Source organism: Marinilabilia rubra (assembly GCF_003121985.1).
Lineage (GTDB): Bacteria > Bacteroidota > Bacteroidia > Bacteroidales > Marinilabiliaceae > Marinilabilia > Marinilabilia rubra.
The window spans coordinates 1-17,092 of record NZ_QEWP01000009.1 but is presented as its reverse complement, the minus strand read 5'-3'; the positions used below and the strand labels follow the sequence as shown (position 1 = coordinate 17,092).

14 protein-coding genes are annotated in these 17,092 nt (G+C 39.6%); 13 read left to right on the top strand and 1 reads right to left on the bottom strand.

All coding sequences use genetic code 11. From position 1 onward, the window contains the following. Position 1 precedes the first annotated feature (1 nt). The 10 genes from DDZ16_RS12075 (at position 2) to DDZ16_RS12030 (ending at position 11,730) form a co-directional block, all read left to right on the top strand. Entirely contained in the window at positions 2–1,264 is a 1,263-nt protein-coding gene (locus tag DDZ16_RS12075; protein WP_109264738.1) for a glycosyltransferase, read from the top strand. Beyond that, positions 1,257–2,090: a glycosyltransferase family 2 protein gene (locus DDZ16_RS12070; protein WP_109264737.1), complete on the top strand. Its 834-nt coding sequence runs from the start codon at positions 1,257–1,259 to the stop codon at positions 2,088–2,090. Before DDZ16_RS12075 ends, DDZ16_RS12070 begins: the two co-directional genes overlap by 8 nt. Positions 2,091–2,168: 78 nt before the next feature. Further along, entirely contained in the window at positions 2,169–3,332 is a 1,164-nt protein-coding gene (locus tag DDZ16_RS12065; RefSeq protein WP_109264736.1) for a sugar-transfer associated ATP-grasp domain-containing protein, read from the top strand. Between the two features lie 37 nt (positions 3,333–3,369). Continuing rightward, the gene (locus DDZ16_RS12060; protein ID WP_109264735.1) at positions 3,370–4,551 is read left to right on the top strand and encodes a sugar-transfer associated ATP-grasp domain-containing protein; all 1,182 of its coding nucleotides are present in this window, start codon (positions 3,370–3,372) and stop codon (positions 4,549–4,551) included. A gap of 2 nt (positions 4,552–4,553) precedes the next feature. Beyond that, complete coding sequence (locus DDZ16_RS12055; protein ID WP_109264734.1) at positions 4,554–5,774, top strand: asparagine synthase-related protein; 1,221 nt, start codon at positions 4,554–4,556, stop codon at positions 5,772–5,774. Position 5,775: 1 nt separating this feature from the next. Further along, positions 5,776–6,903: a glycosyltransferase gene (locus DDZ16_RS12050; protein WP_109264733.1), complete on the top strand. Its 1,128-nt coding sequence runs from the start codon at positions 5,776–5,778 to the stop codon at positions 6,901–6,903. A 50-nt stretch (positions 6,904–6,953) separates the two neighbouring features. Further along, positions 6,954–8,042 (top strand): glycosyltransferase, encoded by a 1,089-nt coding sequence (locus tag DDZ16_RS12045; RefSeq protein ID WP_109264732.1) that lies wholly within the window; start codon positions 6,954–6,956, stop codon positions 8,040–8,042. Further along, on the top strand, positions 8,042–9,475 hold the full coding sequence (locus tag DDZ16_RS12040; RefSeq protein WP_109264731.1) for a glucosamine inositolphosphorylceramide transferase family protein: 1,434 nt from the start codon (positions 8,042–8,044) through the stop codon (positions 9,473–9,475). Before DDZ16_RS12045 ends, DDZ16_RS12040 begins: the two co-directional genes overlap by 1 nt. A 46-nt stretch (positions 9,476–9,521) precedes the next feature. Next, a complete protein-coding gene (locus DDZ16_RS12035; protein ID WP_109264730.1) occupies positions 9,522–10,580 on the top strand; it encodes a glycosyltransferase in 1,059 nt (352 codons plus the stop codon). Beyond that, positions 10,570–11,730 carry a glycosyltransferase family 4 protein gene (locus DDZ16_RS12030; RefSeq protein WP_109264729.1) on the top strand — a complete coding sequence of 387 codons (1,161 nt, stop codon included), beginning with the start codon at positions 10,570–10,572 and terminating at the stop codon, positions 11,728–11,730. The genes DDZ16_RS12035 and DDZ16_RS12030 overlap by 11 nt, the downstream gene beginning before the upstream one ends. A 190-nt stretch (positions 11,731–11,920) precedes the next feature. On the opposite strand, the gene DDZ16_RS12025 is transcribed toward DDZ16_RS12030, so the two are convergent. Next, positions 11,921–13,450, bottom strand: coding sequence for a pectate lyase family protein (locus DDZ16_RS12025; RefSeq protein ID WP_109264728.1), 1,530 nt, complete (start codon positions 13,448–13,450; stop codon positions 11,921–11,923). Positions 13,451–13,905: 455 nt separating this feature from the next. On the opposite strand from DDZ16_RS12025, the gene DDZ16_RS12020 reads away from it, so the two are divergent. The 3 genes from DDZ16_RS12020 (at position 13,906) to DDZ16_RS12010 (ending at position 16,841) form a co-directional block, all read left to right on the top strand. Next, complete coding sequence (locus DDZ16_RS12020; RefSeq protein WP_232526644.1) at positions 13,906–14,673, top strand: hypothetical protein; 768 nt, start codon at positions 13,906–13,908, stop codon at positions 14,671–14,673. 364 nt (positions 14,674–15,037) lie between these two features. Continuing rightward, the gene (locus tag DDZ16_RS12015; protein ID WP_109264726.1) at positions 15,038–15,580 is read left to right on the top strand and encodes an acyltransferase; all 543 of its coding nucleotides are present in this window, start codon (positions 15,038–15,040) and stop codon (positions 15,578–15,580) included. Then, positions 15,573–16,841, top strand: coding sequence for a pectate lyase (locus tag DDZ16_RS12010; RefSeq protein ID WP_109264725.1), 1,269 nt, complete (start codon positions 15,573–15,575; stop codon positions 16,839–16,841). The genes DDZ16_RS12015 and DDZ16_RS12010 overlap by 8 nt, the downstream gene beginning before the upstream one ends. Positions 16,842–17,092 lie beyond the last annotated feature (251 nt).

Below are 17,092 nucleotides of genomic sequence, written 5' to 3'. Positions count from 1 at the left end.
GATGAATGTTGTTTTCTTAAGTACAAATCAGACAAAGGGAGGTGCTGCTATTGCTGCCAACCGCTACTTCGATGCTTATAGAAGTGTTGGTGGAACCTCCATTTATGCCAGTCCCCATGTTCAAAAGCCGGGTAATGGTATTGTGCAGTTAAAGCGTTCTTTTCTGAAGAAGAAACTGGTGAAATACTTGTTTAAAAGTGAGAAAAAGAAAACTTTAAGAAGAAAAATTCCCGGAGAGGGGTATTGGTCTGTTTCTGTTAAACCCAGATTCTTTAAAAATAAAATAGAAAAATTGAAGCCTGATCTTTTATGTCTTAACTGGATCAATGATGATTTTTTATCTGTTAAAGAAATTGGTGACTTTAATGCCCCGGTTGTTTGGGTTTTCCATGATTTATGGGCTGTAACCGGAGGCTGTCATTATCCTGGCGATTGCATCGGCTTTCAAACAGGATGTGGCAATTGTCCGAAACTTAAATATTCGCATGATCAGGACTGGAGTCGATATTTGTGGATGCAGAAATATAAAAACTGGGCCGATAAAGACATAACCATTCTTTGTCCCAGTAACTGGATGGCTCGAAAGGTGAAAGAGAGTAAACTGTTTGGTAAAAAACGTGTTGAAGTATGTCCTTACAGTATTGAACTGGACATTTTTAAACCCATGGACAGTGAGACTTTTCGGGAGAGTCTGGGCATAAAGTCACACCAAAAGGTCTTGCTGTTTGGTGCCGTAAACTCTATGCACGATACCCGAAAAGGCGCCCATCTATTGGTGGATGCCCTCAAAAAGCTGGAAAACAGAGTGCCGGCTGATGATCTGGTCTTTTTGGTATTTGGAGCCAAAGAATCTCCCGCTTTAGAGTCCGTTCCCTTCAGAGTTATAAATCTTGGCTTTGTGAGCGAAAAAGAAGATTTGGCCAAATATTACGCAGCAAGTACAGCCTTTGTTCTGCCATCGTTGGAAGACAATCTTCCCAATACGGTACTTGAATCCCTGGGCTGCGGAACACCCGTTGTAGCATTTGATATTGGAGGCATTTCTGATATGATCGATCATCAATCCAATGGATTTCTGGTGGATGAAACAGATACGAATCTTTTAGCAGATTCTCTTGAAGAAATGGTGAAAATGCCGGAAGAGAAATATCAGAGAATGCAGAAATCTGCCCGCAAGAAAATTGAGGATCATTTTTCAAGAGAAGTAGTAGGGAACAGATTAAACCAAATTTTTCAATCAATATTGAAGAAAGACTATGAGTAAAACAGATTTACCTAAAGTAACAATTGTTACGCCTTCTTACAATCAGGCAGACTTCCTTGAGGATACAATACAATCTGTCTTAAACCAGACATACCCCAATATAGAATACATTATTGTGGATGGAGGTTCGACAGATGGCAGTGTTGATATCATCAAAAAATACGAAGATAAGCTTGCCTGGTGGGTGAGTGAGCCCGATAATGGTCAGAGTGATGCCATTAATAAGGGATTTAAACATGCAACCGGGGATATCTATAACTGGCTGAATTCAGATGATATTTTGTACCCGGATGCGGTTAAAATTGCGGTTCATTACATGCAGAAATATCCCCAAAATGAGGTGGTCTATGGCGACAGGATCGTCATTGACGGCAAAGGACGCATTATTGATGCGTTTGAACCGGTCTCGGTGAACCGTACTTTGGCCGCTTTCAATTTTCGTATTCCTCAGGAAGCCACTTTTTTTACCGGGAAGCTCTGGAAAAAAGTAAATGGCCTCAACGAGTCTCTTCATTTTGCCATGGATGCTGATTTATGGATGCGATTTATGAGAGAAACTTCATTCTTGCATATCCCTTTCTTTATTGCTGCTTACCGCGATCATGAAGAATCGAAATCTGTGTATGGCTTGGGAAAAACTAAGTCTGATAAGGCCATTAAAGAAATTAAATACCTGAGGAAGCAATATTCATCAACACTTTCAAGAATTCGTTTCTTCAGACGTTTAAGTAGATATATCAACCTGGTAAGGCAGGCCTATGAAAGAAATAAGAAAAAACGAAGGTTAATGAGAGAAGAAATCAGAGATTTAATCGCTAATACCTGAATCGTTTATTTGGAATTAATCCTCCCCAACCTGTGTTTTCAATAGCAATTCTTTTTAATCTAACTAAAATCAAGGGGTATGGTTAATCTTTCGAAACCCGTTAGTTTGGCATATAAGGTAACAAGAACCTTGGCCTCCAAGCTTTTTTATCTGAGGCGCGATCTTGAAATTAATGAAGAGTTCAGGGAGGATTACAGTAAGTTGGAAAAGAAGCTCAGGGTGGATAATGAAGTTCTTCGCCAGCATAGAAAGATGTGGCTGGGGTGGAGTGAATCCTTCAGGCTTCCTCGCACAGAAATGGATTTGTACTACTCTTTAAGTGGGGTTCAGCGACCTGATTTTGTTCCCATTGGAGTTTATTTTAATACCATCAATGCCACCATCAATAATCGACTGATGGCATGGGGGTATGCTCAAAAAGGAAATTATGCCCGGATGTTTGATATTGACAACGAGCCTTTGTCGCTTTTCAGAAATCTCAATGGCATTTTTTATGACTTTAAAGGACATCCGGTAAAAGAGCCGGAGCAATTTTTAAATGAGAGCCTGAAAGAGCAACAAAAGATATTGGTAAAACCCGCAGTTGATTCAAGTGGAGGCAAAAAAATAGCGGTTTTTGAACGAGATAGAAATGGGAAATGGCAATGTCTGAACGACGAACTGGATTTAAACCTCTCTGTTTTACAGAGGTTTTACGGTAATAATTATGTGGTTCAGGAATATGTGGAACAGCATCCTTTTTACAGCCGTTTTAACCCATCTTCGTTCAATACTATCAGACTCTACGTTTATCGATCTCCCAAAGATGAAAAACCAAGAGTTATGCATTCGGTAATGCGAATTGGGGGCAAGGGAAGTGTAGTAGACAATGTAAAAGCCGGGGGGATGCCGGTTTACATAGATAGCGATGGCATTGTGAGGTACGGCTTTAATTCCCAAATGAAAAGGTTCTTATCTTTTCCCCTTGAGCCTGAAGTTAAATTCAGTGAATTAGGGAAAGCCCCCGGTTTGGATGATATGAAAGCATTAGCGGTGAAGGTTGCTGAAAAAGTTCCTTACAACCGTTTAATTGCTTTTGACACCAACCTGGATAAGAATGGAAAGCCCAGGGTGATTGAATTGAACAACTACGACGCCGGCATAGCTATCCAAATATTCGGAATTCCTCTGTTTGGTGATTACACTGAGGAGGTGATAGAGTATTGTAAATCTCATAAGAAAGAGGATATACTGCGCGTCTGAACCGAATTAGCTGTTTTCACTAATAATTTGTTTGCTGATGATAAAAAAGATAAAATACGAAATACTGAAGAGTTATCGTCATTACTATGGCTACGGTTATAGGGGGTTAAAGAAGATTCTCAGAAGATGTTCATACCATCACCACAATATGGATATCAAGTTGGTAGCTCTGCGAACTCTTTTAACGATGAAGCCATCGATTAGAGTAGTAGATAAAAAAGTAGAAAATGAATATAGGTCGAAATGGAAGCGTCTGGAATCAACCGTGCCCAAATCCTTTATTAAAATATATCCCTCATTTACCGGAATTGAGAGCCCTGATTTTGTTCCCAGCCCGCTTTTCTACAACATTATCGAACCAATTCTTAATAATTATACTTACTCGATTAGTTTTGCAGATAAGAATATGTATGCAAAACTGTTTGATACCTCTTTGCAACCGGCCGTAGTTTTGCGTAAGATTCACGGTCAGTATCTGGATCAGAATTATCAGCATGTTGAAGACGTAGATGGAAAAATAACTCATCTTGCTTCCACTGAAGAAGCCAAATTTATTTTAAAACCGGCCATCGATTCCCGGGGAGGAAAGAAAATATATTTGCTAAAAAGTGAAAACGGAAAACTTTTCTTAAGGGGGCAGATAGTTGATAACGACTGGCTCGAAAAAAATGTAGGCGATAATTTTCTGATTCAGCGTTTCGTTCAGCAGCATCCCTTTTATGCAAGGTTCAATCCTTCGTCATTAAATACCATGCGGGTTTATACCTATCGTTCGGTTAAAGACGATGTAATACATGTGCTTCATGCCATGCTCAGAGTTGGAAAGGAGGGCTCTTTGGTGGATAATATGTCCGGGGGCGGAAAAGCCATTGGCATTACACATGAAGGGAAGTTTAAGAAATGTGCCAATAGTTCGGCAGGCGAGGTTTTTAGTAAAGTAAGAGACGTTGATTTGAGCAATGGGCTTGATGTTTATATGTTTGATGAAGTGCAGAAGAGAGCCAAAGAAGTCGCAGCCACTCAGTTTTACAGTCGTTTTCTGGGGTTTGATTTCTGTGTTGATGAAAATGATCAGGTGCGACTCATTGAAATTAATAACATCGATATTGGTGTAGAATCTATCCAGCGAAGCAATGGCCCGTTATTTCGGGAGTTTACCGATGAGGTTATTGACTATTGTGAAAAGCACAAAAAAGGATTTAGATATACAATTCATTGATTATGATACAAAATCCTAAAATATCTTCCTTCCTGGAGATGGGGTATTTTATCGATTATCCGAAACAAACCATTAATTTTCCGGATAAGATAGAGCCTCTCGACCAGAAAGGTGTATCTCAGACAGAACTTTTTATGACTGTAAGGCAGAAGCTTCTAAAAGCTTTTGACCAGGGGTTTGCTCCAGGTCAGATTTGTGTCGTTCCCCTGAGCGGAGGATGCGATAGCAGAGCTATTCTGGGTGGGCTGCTTCAATTTACCGAGGCTTCTAATATCATGACCTATACCTATGGATCACCTGGTTCCTATGACTATGAAATTGGAGGACAGGTTGCACGTGAGATAGGGGTCGAAAATATAAGGATTGATCTGAATAAATACCGGTTTTCGGTAAACGAGTTGATTGAAGTTTCAAAAAGAATGGATCATCAAACTCATATGTTCTTTCATGCCCCGCTAGGTTTTGTCGAACGTGAGTTTAAGGAAGCGGTTCATTGGTCTGGTTTTTTGGGCGATGTTATTGCCGGGAGCCATATTGGAGGGGAGCTGACCAAATCTTTGGATGAGGCAAGGGAGCGGTTTTTCGTGAAAAATCAATTTTTAAAAGGGGATGACAATTTTTATTTAAGTGATTCAAGACAATATGCCAGTGAATGCTTAAGATATGCCTCTCCGGATCATGGCTTTCTGACTTTTGAAGAGCCTTTGGATATGATGAACCGCCAGGACAAATATGTGGCTCCTCATGTTATGCTTAATGGGTTTGAACACAGAGCTCCGTTTAATGATCCCGCGTTGATTAAATTCTTTTTGGGCTTAACCGCCGAGCAAAAAAGGAATCAAAAATTTTTCTATGAGTTTCTAATGTGGTGGAAACCATCTTTGTTTGATTTGCCGGTAAAGGGTATGATGGGATATCCTCTTGGGGTGGCGGAGTGGAAGCCAAAAATGAGAAAAAAGTGGCTGAAATTAAGACATAAAATGGGGTTGAAAAAAGATCCCAACATAAACTATTTTGATCTTTCAAACCGGTTCATAGATGATCCTGAGCTGAAAACCATGGTAAAAGGGCAATTGGTTGATCTGCAGAGACGTCAAATTCTGGATGATTTTAGTCCCTTAAAAATATGGGAGGAACATCAAAGAAGAGTGATGGATCATACTCAACTTATTCAGGGACTTTTTTCTTTAGAAATTCATTTGAAAGCCGGTAAAACATTGTGATATGAAGCAACCCAAATTACTATATGCAGCTGAAGTGCATTTACCTGGTCAAAAAGCCAGTAGTATCCATGTTATGAGAATGTGTAAGGCATTCGCGAATCAGGGTATTCAGGTTCGTTTGTTAGCGTTTCGGTCACCCACCTTTAAAAACAAATCTTCTTTGTTGGATTATTATGGGATCGATGGAGACATGGATGTCAAATTGGTGAATGCTCCCGGAACCGGAAGAATCGCAGCGTTTTGGCTGGCTATAACTGCATTTTTTCAGGTTTTACGATTCAAGCCTTCCATTGCATATACAAGATCTGTTGTGTCTGCCTATTTTATGTCTTTAGTGGCGGGCAAAACTGCTTTCGAAGCACACACCTTTTTATTCCAAAAGAAAAAGGGTTATGCCCAATACTTTTTTAAAAAACTCATTCAGAAATCTTCTTTCCTTGGCTTGGTTGTAATCTCTGAGGCTTTGAAAAAGATGTATGTAGAAAAAGGTATTGCCGAAAAAAACATCTTTGTTGCCCATGATGGAGCAGATGAAAAGTCACTTAATTATTTGGGTGAGTTGACAGGAGGTTATGCTTTTAATGCAGGTTATTTTGGCAGTGTATTCGCAGGTAGAGGAGTGGATGTAATTATTGAAATGGCTGAAAGGATGCCGGAAACAGGTTTTCATATTTTTGGAGGTGAAAAGAATCAGGTGAATCATAATGGTCATATTCCGCAGAATCTGATGTTTTACGGATTTGTTTCACCTTCCGAGGTGCATCAGTTTCGAAACGCGTGTGATGTTTTGTTGGCTCCTTATCAGCCCGATGTTTTTGTATCTGCTAAGCAGGCTTTTTCCACGAGTTCTTACATGTCACCTTTGAAAATTTTTGAATACATGTCGGCCCGAAAGCCAATTATCGTGAGCGACATGCCTGTTCTAAAAGAAGTATTAAGTGAAGAAACGGCCATGATGGTTCCATCGGGCGATTCGTCAGCCTGGGTGAGAGCCGTAAAAGATCTGAAGCAGGATAAAGATAAGAGAGAGAATATGGCTGACAAAGCTTATCAGGAATTTATCAATTATTACACCTGGAAAAAGAGGGCGTCTTTAATATTTGACTGGTTGTCCGGTCGAATTAGCTGAACTCTTTAACAGTTTCTTTTATTCACTTTGTAAAATCTGGTTTTGGATACATGAAGTTATTGATGATCATAGAAAGTTTGAGGGATGGTGGCAAACAGCGACGAATGATTGAGTTGTTGCGGATCTTGTCTGCCAAAAGAGAGTACTCGATTCTTGTTTTGGTATTGAAGGACAATATGCATTATGAGGAAGCTTCAGAATTAAAGGGAGTTAAAGTTCATTATTTGAAGCGGGGCTTTCGCCTGGATCCACGGGTTTTCTTTTCTTTTCTGAGGATTGCCCGGGGATTTAATCCCGATATTGTTCATTCATGGGGTGGTTTGCCCTCAATGGTATCTTTACCTTACGTACTTACATCCCGAAAACCTTTTGTCAACGGCATGATCGCCAATTCCAGACTTAAATTTTTGTCACGGGAATGGTTTCGCACAAAATGGACTTTCCCATTTTCGGATGTCATTATTGCCAATTCCCAAATAGGATTAGATGTATACAAAGTACCTGACGATAAAAAGAGATTGATTCGGAACGGAATTAATCTTGACCGGTTGGTGGACTTAAAAGACAAAGATGAAATCCGGAAATTCTATGGATTGAATGTGCGTCAGAAAGTAGTAGGGATGGTAGCCACTATTGACTGGCGAAAGAATTTTCCAATGTATGTCAAAGCGGCTCTGGAATTACTTTCAGAAAGAAACGATGTCACGTTTTTTATTGTCGGCGATGGTCCCGATAAAGAGGAAATACAAAAACTGATACCTTCAGGGTTGAATAATCATTTTATTTTCACAGGTAAAATCAGAAATGTTGAAGAAGTGGTATCTCTTTTTGATGTCGGGGTGCTTGCTTCTTTCGGAGAGGGCACTTCAAACAGTCTTCTGGAATATATGCTTTTGGGGAAACCTGTTGTTGCCACAGATGTATATGGTGTGAATGAGGTAATTGAAGAGGGGGTTAATGGTTTTCTGGTACCTTCAAATGATTATCATTCTATGCATGAAAAAATTGATGACCTGTTGGAGAATTCTGAATTGTCGATGAAAATGGGGACAGCGGGAAAGGAGTTTGTGAATAATAATTATTCCATTGACCAGATGGTATCAGCATTCGAATCGGTTTATTCTGAGGTGCTTAAATGATGAGACAAAAAGTAACTATAGTTTTAGAAAGTAATTTTGTGGCCCGCTGGTTTGCAGAGGTATTGGAGTGTTATGGCAAAGCTAATGAGGTGGAAATTTCATTTGCTTGCCTAAGAACTTCCGGGAAAGGGGGGGCTATTTGGGAAAAGTGGTTACCTAAAAATATTATCCGCTTTTGGGCATCCAAAAAACTTGAAAATTGCCTTTCGCCTCAAGAATTAGATCAGGATGAGCCTTTGCTTTGTTTTGGTGATTGTCAGAATTTTTGTGCCGGATCATCAAATGCCAATGTCTGGATTTTAGAGAAGGGAAGTGATTTAGCGGCTTCAGGTTTAAGAGGTTGGTTTAATTTCTTTCATACTTTTTTTTGGTTAGGACATCCATTGGTTTTTTCAAATAGCAAAACTCAACAAAGATTCAGTATATTCTTTCAGACACGTGATTTTAAACTCTCCCGGAATCTTGGTTTCCTGCGTTTTAACCTTGAGAAGATTTTAGACTTTCTGATTTATGACAAACCGCATGGTTATCCGGTTTGGTCTAATAACGACTTTGTCCATTTTCCAATACGGGAATACATTCGCTATCCATTTTGGCAGTTTCTTCAAAAAATTAAAAGAAAAGTATTGAAGGCTAACTGGCAACTGGTGAAAATGAGTCGAAAATCACTTGAAAGGTTTACCTCCGTTGATGAAACTCTGATTCCTTTGTTCTCAGGAGAGGGATGGGCTGATCCATTTATTGCAGACAGTGGTGAAGGACTCTTTTTGTTTTTCGAAGAAATCGTGCAAGGGAAGGGACAGCTTTCTGTTTTGGAGTTGAACAGGAAAAGTCTGTCACCCCAGGGACCTTCCAAAACTGTGATGGAGAAAGAAACACATTTATCCTATCCTTTTGTTTTAAATGTAGATGAACAATGGTACATGATACCGGAGAATAGCGCTGCCAATGATCTTTCTATTTATAAAGCAGAGGCTTTTCCTTTTGAATGGACACATTTCAAAACAGTTTTTTCGGGTTCTAAATGGGTTGATACAACCCCGTTTTTTTTCAAAGGGAAGTGGTGGATTTTTTCAGTCCGGAAAGTAGCCGACTATGGATCATCTTATCAGGATCTTTATTTGTTTTATTGCGATGATATTTTAAAAGATGACTGGCAGGTGCATCCCTGCAATCCTGTTGTTTCAGATGTAAGGCATGCCAGAGGAGGCGGAGCTCTGTTTTTTTATGAAGGAAGGTTGATTCGTCCGGCTCAGAATTGTCATAATAAATATGGAGGGGGGCTTCAGTTTTGCGAAGTTCTGGAGCTTTCAGAAGAAAGATATGAAGAAAGAGTATTGGGTGAGTTCAGGTTTCCTGTTAACAAGCCTATGTCTTCTTTTCACACCGTTGCTCTTTATGGCGATCACATCATAGGAGACTGTTACGTGTGATGACTAATAATATCATGAGTTGGACAAGTAAAAGTGAATTTTAAATATGGTTGTACTCGTTTTTATAAGGCAATTAAGTGTTGGAGGAGCCGAAAAGCAAAGTCTTTTATTGTCTCGCGAATTACAAAAAAAACACAAGGTTTTTCTGGTGGTGTGGACGCAAAAGGTTGTGGCTCCCAGTTATGCCCGGTTTATTGATGAGAATAACCTGTCGGTGAGATTTCTGAAAGGTTCTGTCCTTTCACGCATGATTCAGTTTTGGAGAATTATAAGGAAGGAAAAGGTAACTCATATTTTCAACTTCTTATTGATCAATAATTTTGTGGGAGGAATTATTGGAAGGCTTTCCGGTGTTAAGAGAATTTATGGAGGAATAAGGAATTGTGAGATCGCGAAAACCAAGTTCTTCCTTCAGAGATTCCTTCACAATCATGTCTCTCATAAAACCATTTTTAATAATCAGGCAGGGGCTGATGTGCTTTCAAAACGAGGATTTGACCCGGAGAAGATTACGGTTATTCACAACGGGATAGATATTCAACGTGTTACTGCTTCACAGGAAGAGAATGGGAAAACCCTTATTTTTACTGCAGCCCGGTTTCTTCCCCAAAAAGACCATTATACTGCATTGAAGGCCTTGCAGGTATTAAAGGAACGTGGAGCAGAATTTAAATATGTTATTGCCGGATACGGTCAGCAGGAGGAGGAAATTCGAAATTGGATTGGGGAGTTAGGCCTGAATGATAGGACAGAAGTGAAAATTTCACCTGATAATCTTCCTGAACTGTTTTTACAATCCAATATTTATTTAAGTACTTCACTAAAAGAAGGTCTTTCAAACTCAATTATGGAGGCACTAAATGCCGGACTACCTGTAGTTGCAACAAATGTAGGGGATAACCGGTTTCTTGTTAAAGAAGGAAGGAATGGGTTCCTAACCGGAATTGGAGATGTTGCTTCCCTTGCCGATGCCCTTGAGAATCTTATCAATGATAAGTCATTGCGCATGAATATGGGCATTAGAGGTTATCAACATTTAAAAGAGAAGTTCTCGACCCAAAATTTTCTGAATCAATACCTGCAAATTTTAGATCATGAGGAATAAACAATTAGATAGAAAACCTAAAATAGGAGTTATTGGCCTTAAAGGATTTCCTGCCTACGGAGGATCTGCCCGTGCAGGAGAAAATATGATGGCTTTCCTTAGAGATGATTTCCATTTTGTGGTTTTCAACACCACGACACATACAAGTCGTAAAACCGGTGTTTATGACGAAATAGAGCAAGTGGTTTTTAAGAAGTTTTTTATAAAGTCGCTTAATACGATTTACTATTACCTGCTTTCTACTTTTTATTGTTTGTTTAAAGGAGGTTTTGATGTCATTCATGTTTATCACGTAGATGCGGCGTTTATTGTGCCTTTGCTCCGCTTAAGATACCGGGTTGTATCGGGACATAGAGCCAGACCTCAGTTAGCTGCAAAGTGGAACTCCGTTGTCAGGCAGTATTTCGTTTTTATGGAATGGCTGTTCTTTAAAATGCCCGCTGATGTGGTAACTTCTGTAAGCAAACCAATTGTGGGTTTATTTCAAAATCGCACCAGGCGTAAGATATTCTTTATCCCGAACGGGATTGTATTTAAAAATAATCCAAAACCTTATGATATTAAGGAAAAGGATTACATATTATTTGCTTCAGGGCGGGTGATATCATCTAAAGGGGCACATGTAATGTTACAATCCCTTAATCAACTCAATTATCAGGGCCGGGTGCTGATTATTGGTAACCGTGACCATTCTCCCGGATATTCTGAAAAGTTGGAACAACTGGCCGAATCATTAAATGTAAGATTTATCGATATTATTAAAAATAAAGATCTTCTGATGGCGTATTTGCGTAATTCCAGAATGTTCGTTTTTCCAAGTTTTCATGAGGGTATGTCTAATATGCTTTTGGAAGCTGTCTCTGCGCAGGTTCCAGTTATTTGTAGTGATATTCCTGAAAATGAACAGGTATTTGACGAAGGAGAAGTCTTTTTCTTTAAAACGGGAGAACCAGATGATTTGGCCAAAAAGATCAATTATGCCTTGGAGAACAGGGAGATAGCAGAGGCGGTTGCCAGAAGGGGGTATGAGCGTTTGAGGAAGGATTATGACTGGGAAACTTTGGCGCAGAGGTATGCTGATATTTACAATTGGCTGATAGAGCATAAAAAACCCCTGAACCGCAATAATGATGCGTTCCAGGGGAAATAAGTAATCTCAATTTTGTCTATAAAAAAGCTATTCCTTATATTCGATACTCTGTTAAATTTTTACAATGTACTTGTAATTAGTTGTTTTCAGGGATGCTTTGATTTGGGGTAATGCGCCGTTTTTCAGTGTTATACGATTTATCTTACATCTCAAATCTAAAAATCTAACGGTCTATTGCAAATTGAATGGTTTACAATGTGTAATCTCCGGCAAGCTCGTTGAGGTACATTTCCAGGTTAGTGTAATATGGAGACAGTGTGTTCTCTTGTGCATCGCCACTTACTTCCGGATCAAGTCCTTTTGCGTTTTCCCATTTGTCAGGAATACCATCCTCATCAGAATCAGTTGGTACAGTCCCTTGATATTGCTCCGGGTAACCACCTCTGTCGCTTGGGGAATCTACAAAGTTACCGGTAAAGTTTCTTGACTCTTCAATAATACGCTCATCAACGGCATCCAGGATTGGTTTTCTGGCTCCTGCATTGGAAAGCACGTAGTCAACCACATTATCTGCCTGGTGGATTTCAGAATAGCCTGAACTCCATCCGCTTGGCGCTGACTCCATGATAAATGTATAGAAGTCGGTGTACTTGTTATAAGAGGGACTTACATCTTTAAGATCGTGCAAGGTTCCGTTTTCGTCCATGTAGTTTTCATCAATGAAGAAGGAAGATCCGTCAACCAGGTAGAAGTTACCTGTTCTGTAAAGCGGTACATCATGAGAAGTTTCACCTTTTCTGTATACGTTTCTGAAAATGACTGCATCATTGATTGGAATCTCGTCTTTGAATATCTGGCAATGCGTCCCATATCCGGGAGCCATATGTCCCCAGTTGTAAATAAGGTTGTTAACAACATGGATATTGCGGCTGTTGCTTGACATTAGAGGATTGCGATTCATGTTGTGAGCAAACAGATTGTTTACTATAGAAATATTGTCAAGGTCATTCAGCATCAATATTCCCTTGGAGTGCTCGCCTTCTTCGTGCAGACTGTTTGAAAGTCCTTCTGCAATGATACACTTCTGGATTGTAACATTGTTCGATCCGGTAGAGAAGTCAACGTTTTCATCAATTCCCCAGGTGAAGGAAACCTGATCAAGCATGATGTTGTGACAGTTACGGTTTTTATAAAGTCGAAATGCATCCCTGTCAGATGGGGCTTCACCAGTTGAAGAATCTCCAGGTCTTAATCTGATGTTTCTTATGATTATGTCATGAGTCTCAACCTGAATAGCAGCATTTTTGATGGTGATACCCGAACCCGGTGCTGTTTGACCCGCTATGGTTACATAAGGATCCTTAATTTTTATGACAGAATTTAGTTCTATGATACCCGATACCTTAAATAAAACTGTTCTTGGTTCCGATACCACTTCAAGGGCATATCTTAAAGTGCCCGGATTCGAATTGTCTTCCAGTGAGGTAACATATACAGTTCTTCCTCCGCGTCCGCCTTTTGTAAATCGTCCATAACCTTCAGCGGAAGGAAATGCTTTTGTTTCATTAAATGCAGGAACTTTAAATTCATTAGAAGTATCAGAGGTGTCTTCCGGGGTTTGCGTTTCTTCTTCAGTTGGTTGCTCGGCTACAATATCTTCCTGGTCTCTGTCCACCTTTGGATCAGTTACCGGGGAAATGTTCTCCAGCTCACATCCAACAAATAAAAACCCAACTAACCCAATGGACAAAAGTGTCCTGTTCAAAAAAAATTTCTTCATGGCCTTTAGTAAAAAAATGTTTGTAATCTTTTTTGCTTGTTTTGACCATGATTACGTTGATCTTTTCAAAATGTTATTTCGTCAATAAATTATTGAAGTTATTCCGGAAATATTTCTTTTAAAGAAGTCCGTCTTTATTGGTGTTGGTGCTGGTAGGTTAAAAAATGTTAATGTAATTAGTCTAAAAAAGGGGTCTTTTCGTCAAAAAATCAGGCAATTGTCTGAAAGTGGAAAACTTTTGTTCGGTATGGCTAATCTTATATGTTAAGTTTTTTTATCGCCTCAGTAGATGGATTGGTCAAAAAAAACTGGACATTCAGTAATGTCTGCTTTATTTTCCCTGATGTAAGTACCAATTAAAACATTGTGCCATGAGGAATCAATTAGCGATTTTTTTCAGTATAGTTTTTATTATGATTTTAACTACTGGTTGTCAAAATTCTAAATCAGATGATATGAATAACCAACAAACAAAGAAGATTTTATTTCTCCATCATAGTACAGGTAAAAACATATGGCAGGGGGGAAATAGTTTTGTTACCAAAGTAAAAGGCAAACTTGGCTTAAAAGGGGGTGTTGAGAAATGGTTTCGCCGTTACAATAAAAAGAATGGAACATCTTATTTGATTCAGGATAAGGAATTTCCTAAAAAATCTCCATATGGATGGAAAAACTATCCCTATGATTACTATAATATTTGGGTGAAAAACGGTGACCGGGATTATTACATGGAGGAGCCAACCCTTAAGACTTTAGCCCCGGAGTATGATGTGATCATATTCAAACACTGCTTTCCGGCTAGTAAAATTGTTTTTGACGGAGAGCCGGACATTGACTCAGACAGAAAAATGGTTGAGAATTATAAAATGCAATACCAGGCCTTGCAAGAAGAGCTCCTTAAGTATCCGGACACTAAGTTCATTTTGTGGACGCCCCCGGCATTAACCAAAGCTATTACCAATCCTGAAGCCGCTCAGGCAGCTACAGATTTTTCAAACTGGGTTGTTAATGAGTGGGATAAACCTGGTGATAATATTTTTGTTTGGGACTTTCGAGTTTTAGAAACAGAGGGGGGGAATTATCTACTTCCTAAAAATGCTTCCGGCGAGAAGGACCCGCATCCCTCTCATTCTTTTTCAAGAACTGTTTATCCATTGTTCTGTCAAAGAATAGTGGATGTGCTGGAAAGCAATGGGGATACGGGGAATGTTACAGGAAGATAAGATTGTCACACACTCCCTTGCTTTTTTAGGCTTTAATGCAGGAGTGTGGTTTTGCTTGGTGCCCGTCTAATAAGTCGGGATAGTGTATTTGTTATAACGTGTCTGGTCAGAAAGTGCCAGTTGCATCCCGATTCTTCGGGAGCGAAGCCGCCAAAAACGGAGTCCCGATGCTTCGGGATGAGTATTTGGGCGGCAAGCGCAACGACGCAAATGGTAATTTAAGGAAAGACACTTCTTAGTCTGAAATGTGGATGAGCTTAACAGGGGCATTTGTAAAATCAAAAGAGTCAAAACTGGTTCAGTAATATCTGCAGATTAAAACAAATGCCTGCTTAAGTGTTTTTTTTTATCCAAACGATAAATAATGAGGTACTTAGTTAAAGTTGTCTTAAGGCTGGTTCGTTGGATTCCTGTTAGTAAGGCCAGGGCCTGGATGCTGCGCAAAATTGGTGTTAAAATTGGTGAGCATTGCAGGCTTTTTAAGGCAGATTGGGGCACCGAGCCATATCTTGTTGAGGTTGGAAACCATGTGGTGGTCTCAAATAATGTTCGTTTTTTGACTCATGACGGAGCTGTTTGGGTCTTTCGGAAAGAACATCCTGATCTGGATATTTTTGGTTCGATTAAAGTAGGGGATAATGTTTGCCTGGGGTTTAATGTGATATTGCTCCCCAATACTGAAATCGGAGATAATTCAATTGTGGCTGCCGGGTCTATTGTAAAAGGAAAAATACCTCCCAATTCAGTCGTCTTTGGCAACCCGGCCAAAGTGGTAATGTCTACTGACATGCAAAAAAGATTAATGTTGATGAGCAAGTTCCGGTTTAATTCCAAAGGAATGACCTATAAGGAAAAAAAGGAAATGTTGACGGATTATTTCAGGAAGAAAAATGCAAAGAATGACTAGAATATTGATATTTGGATGGATTCTTCTCGTGACATTTAAAGTTTCCGGTCAAAATATTTTTCCGGGTTCTGCAGGGTTTGGCACCGAATCCAGGGGAGCCTATGCAGGAGACAGTCTTCCTGAAATTCTTTATGTGGATAACCTGAATGATTCCGGGCCCGGTTCTTTAAGAGATGCCCTTAGTCAGGAATTTCCGCGAATTGTGCTTTTTAATGTATCGGGCACCATTCATTCCAATATGGCCCTAATCGTGAATGATCCTTATTTGTTTCTTGCCGGTCAGTCGGCACCTGGAAAAGGTATTTCAGTTGTTGGGGCTCCTTTTATTGTCAGAACACATGATGTGCTGATACAGGATTTGAGGTTCAGGTTAGGTGCTGATTACCCTCGTCAAAGTGATTGTGTGAGTTTTGGAGGCCGGGACTCTAATGTATTCAATGTCGTTTTTGACAGATGTTCCTTTGCTTTCGGGCTGGATGAAAACCTGGGGCTGCTGAAAGTAGGTCCGGGTATTACCATTAGTAATTCCATTATTGGTTATGGACTTCATAAGCTGGGCCATTCCTGCGGGATGTTGGTTTCTGGCGCAGAAAAAGTAAGTTTAATCAATAATATTTTTGCTTTTAATCATGACAGAAACCCTAATGTCAGTGGAGGATCCACCAATGTAGAGGTGATTAATAACCTGATCTATAATTCGGCTTCCCATGCAGTATATTTGGGCACAAGAGCCGGCAGGAACAGACCTTTACATATGCTGCTGGAAAATAATCTTTACATAACTGGTCCGGATAATATGAACCGTTATTTGTTGTCAATTCATGCCAATGCCCCTGATACTTTGGCGGTTTTCTGGCAAGGCAACCTGACTCTTCATGAAGGAAGGGTTTTGGATTATTGGGGGGAACAGCTTTTTGATAAAACTGAAAATTTCAGGCCGGTAACCAAAAGACCTTTTAATCCTTCAGTTTCTGACATGACTCCCGCTGTTAACTTATTGGGTGTTCTCTCGGAAAGCTCAGGAGCTAAACCTCAAAACAGGGATGCTATTGATAGTTTGATTATTGGAAATATTAAGAATGTTTCAGGACGGATTATTCAAACGGATGATGAGCTGGATATAAATACAGAGCTTTCACATAAAAGAATCCATATTCAGGAATGTCTGCCACAGGAATTGCACCATAAACCGCATGGAAGCAAATTTACAAATCTGGAAATATTTCTCAACCGTATGTTAAACCGGTTTATTCAGGAGTAACTCTTTTTAGGGACGTAACTGGAAGAGCCTGAATGCATTGCTAAAGGCATATGCCTACAGGCCTGATTTTTTCTGAACCTTCTTCAAAACCTTAAAATTTTAGAAGCGAAACTTTAACCTGCTTTCACTGTCATCCGAAAGTCTTAATTTTTAAAAGCCCGAAGAATCCAATATTTTTGTTTTCACCACAAAAACAATTTATATATGGGACTCTTCAGGCGAAACAAAAATACCAACAAACCAGTAATTCG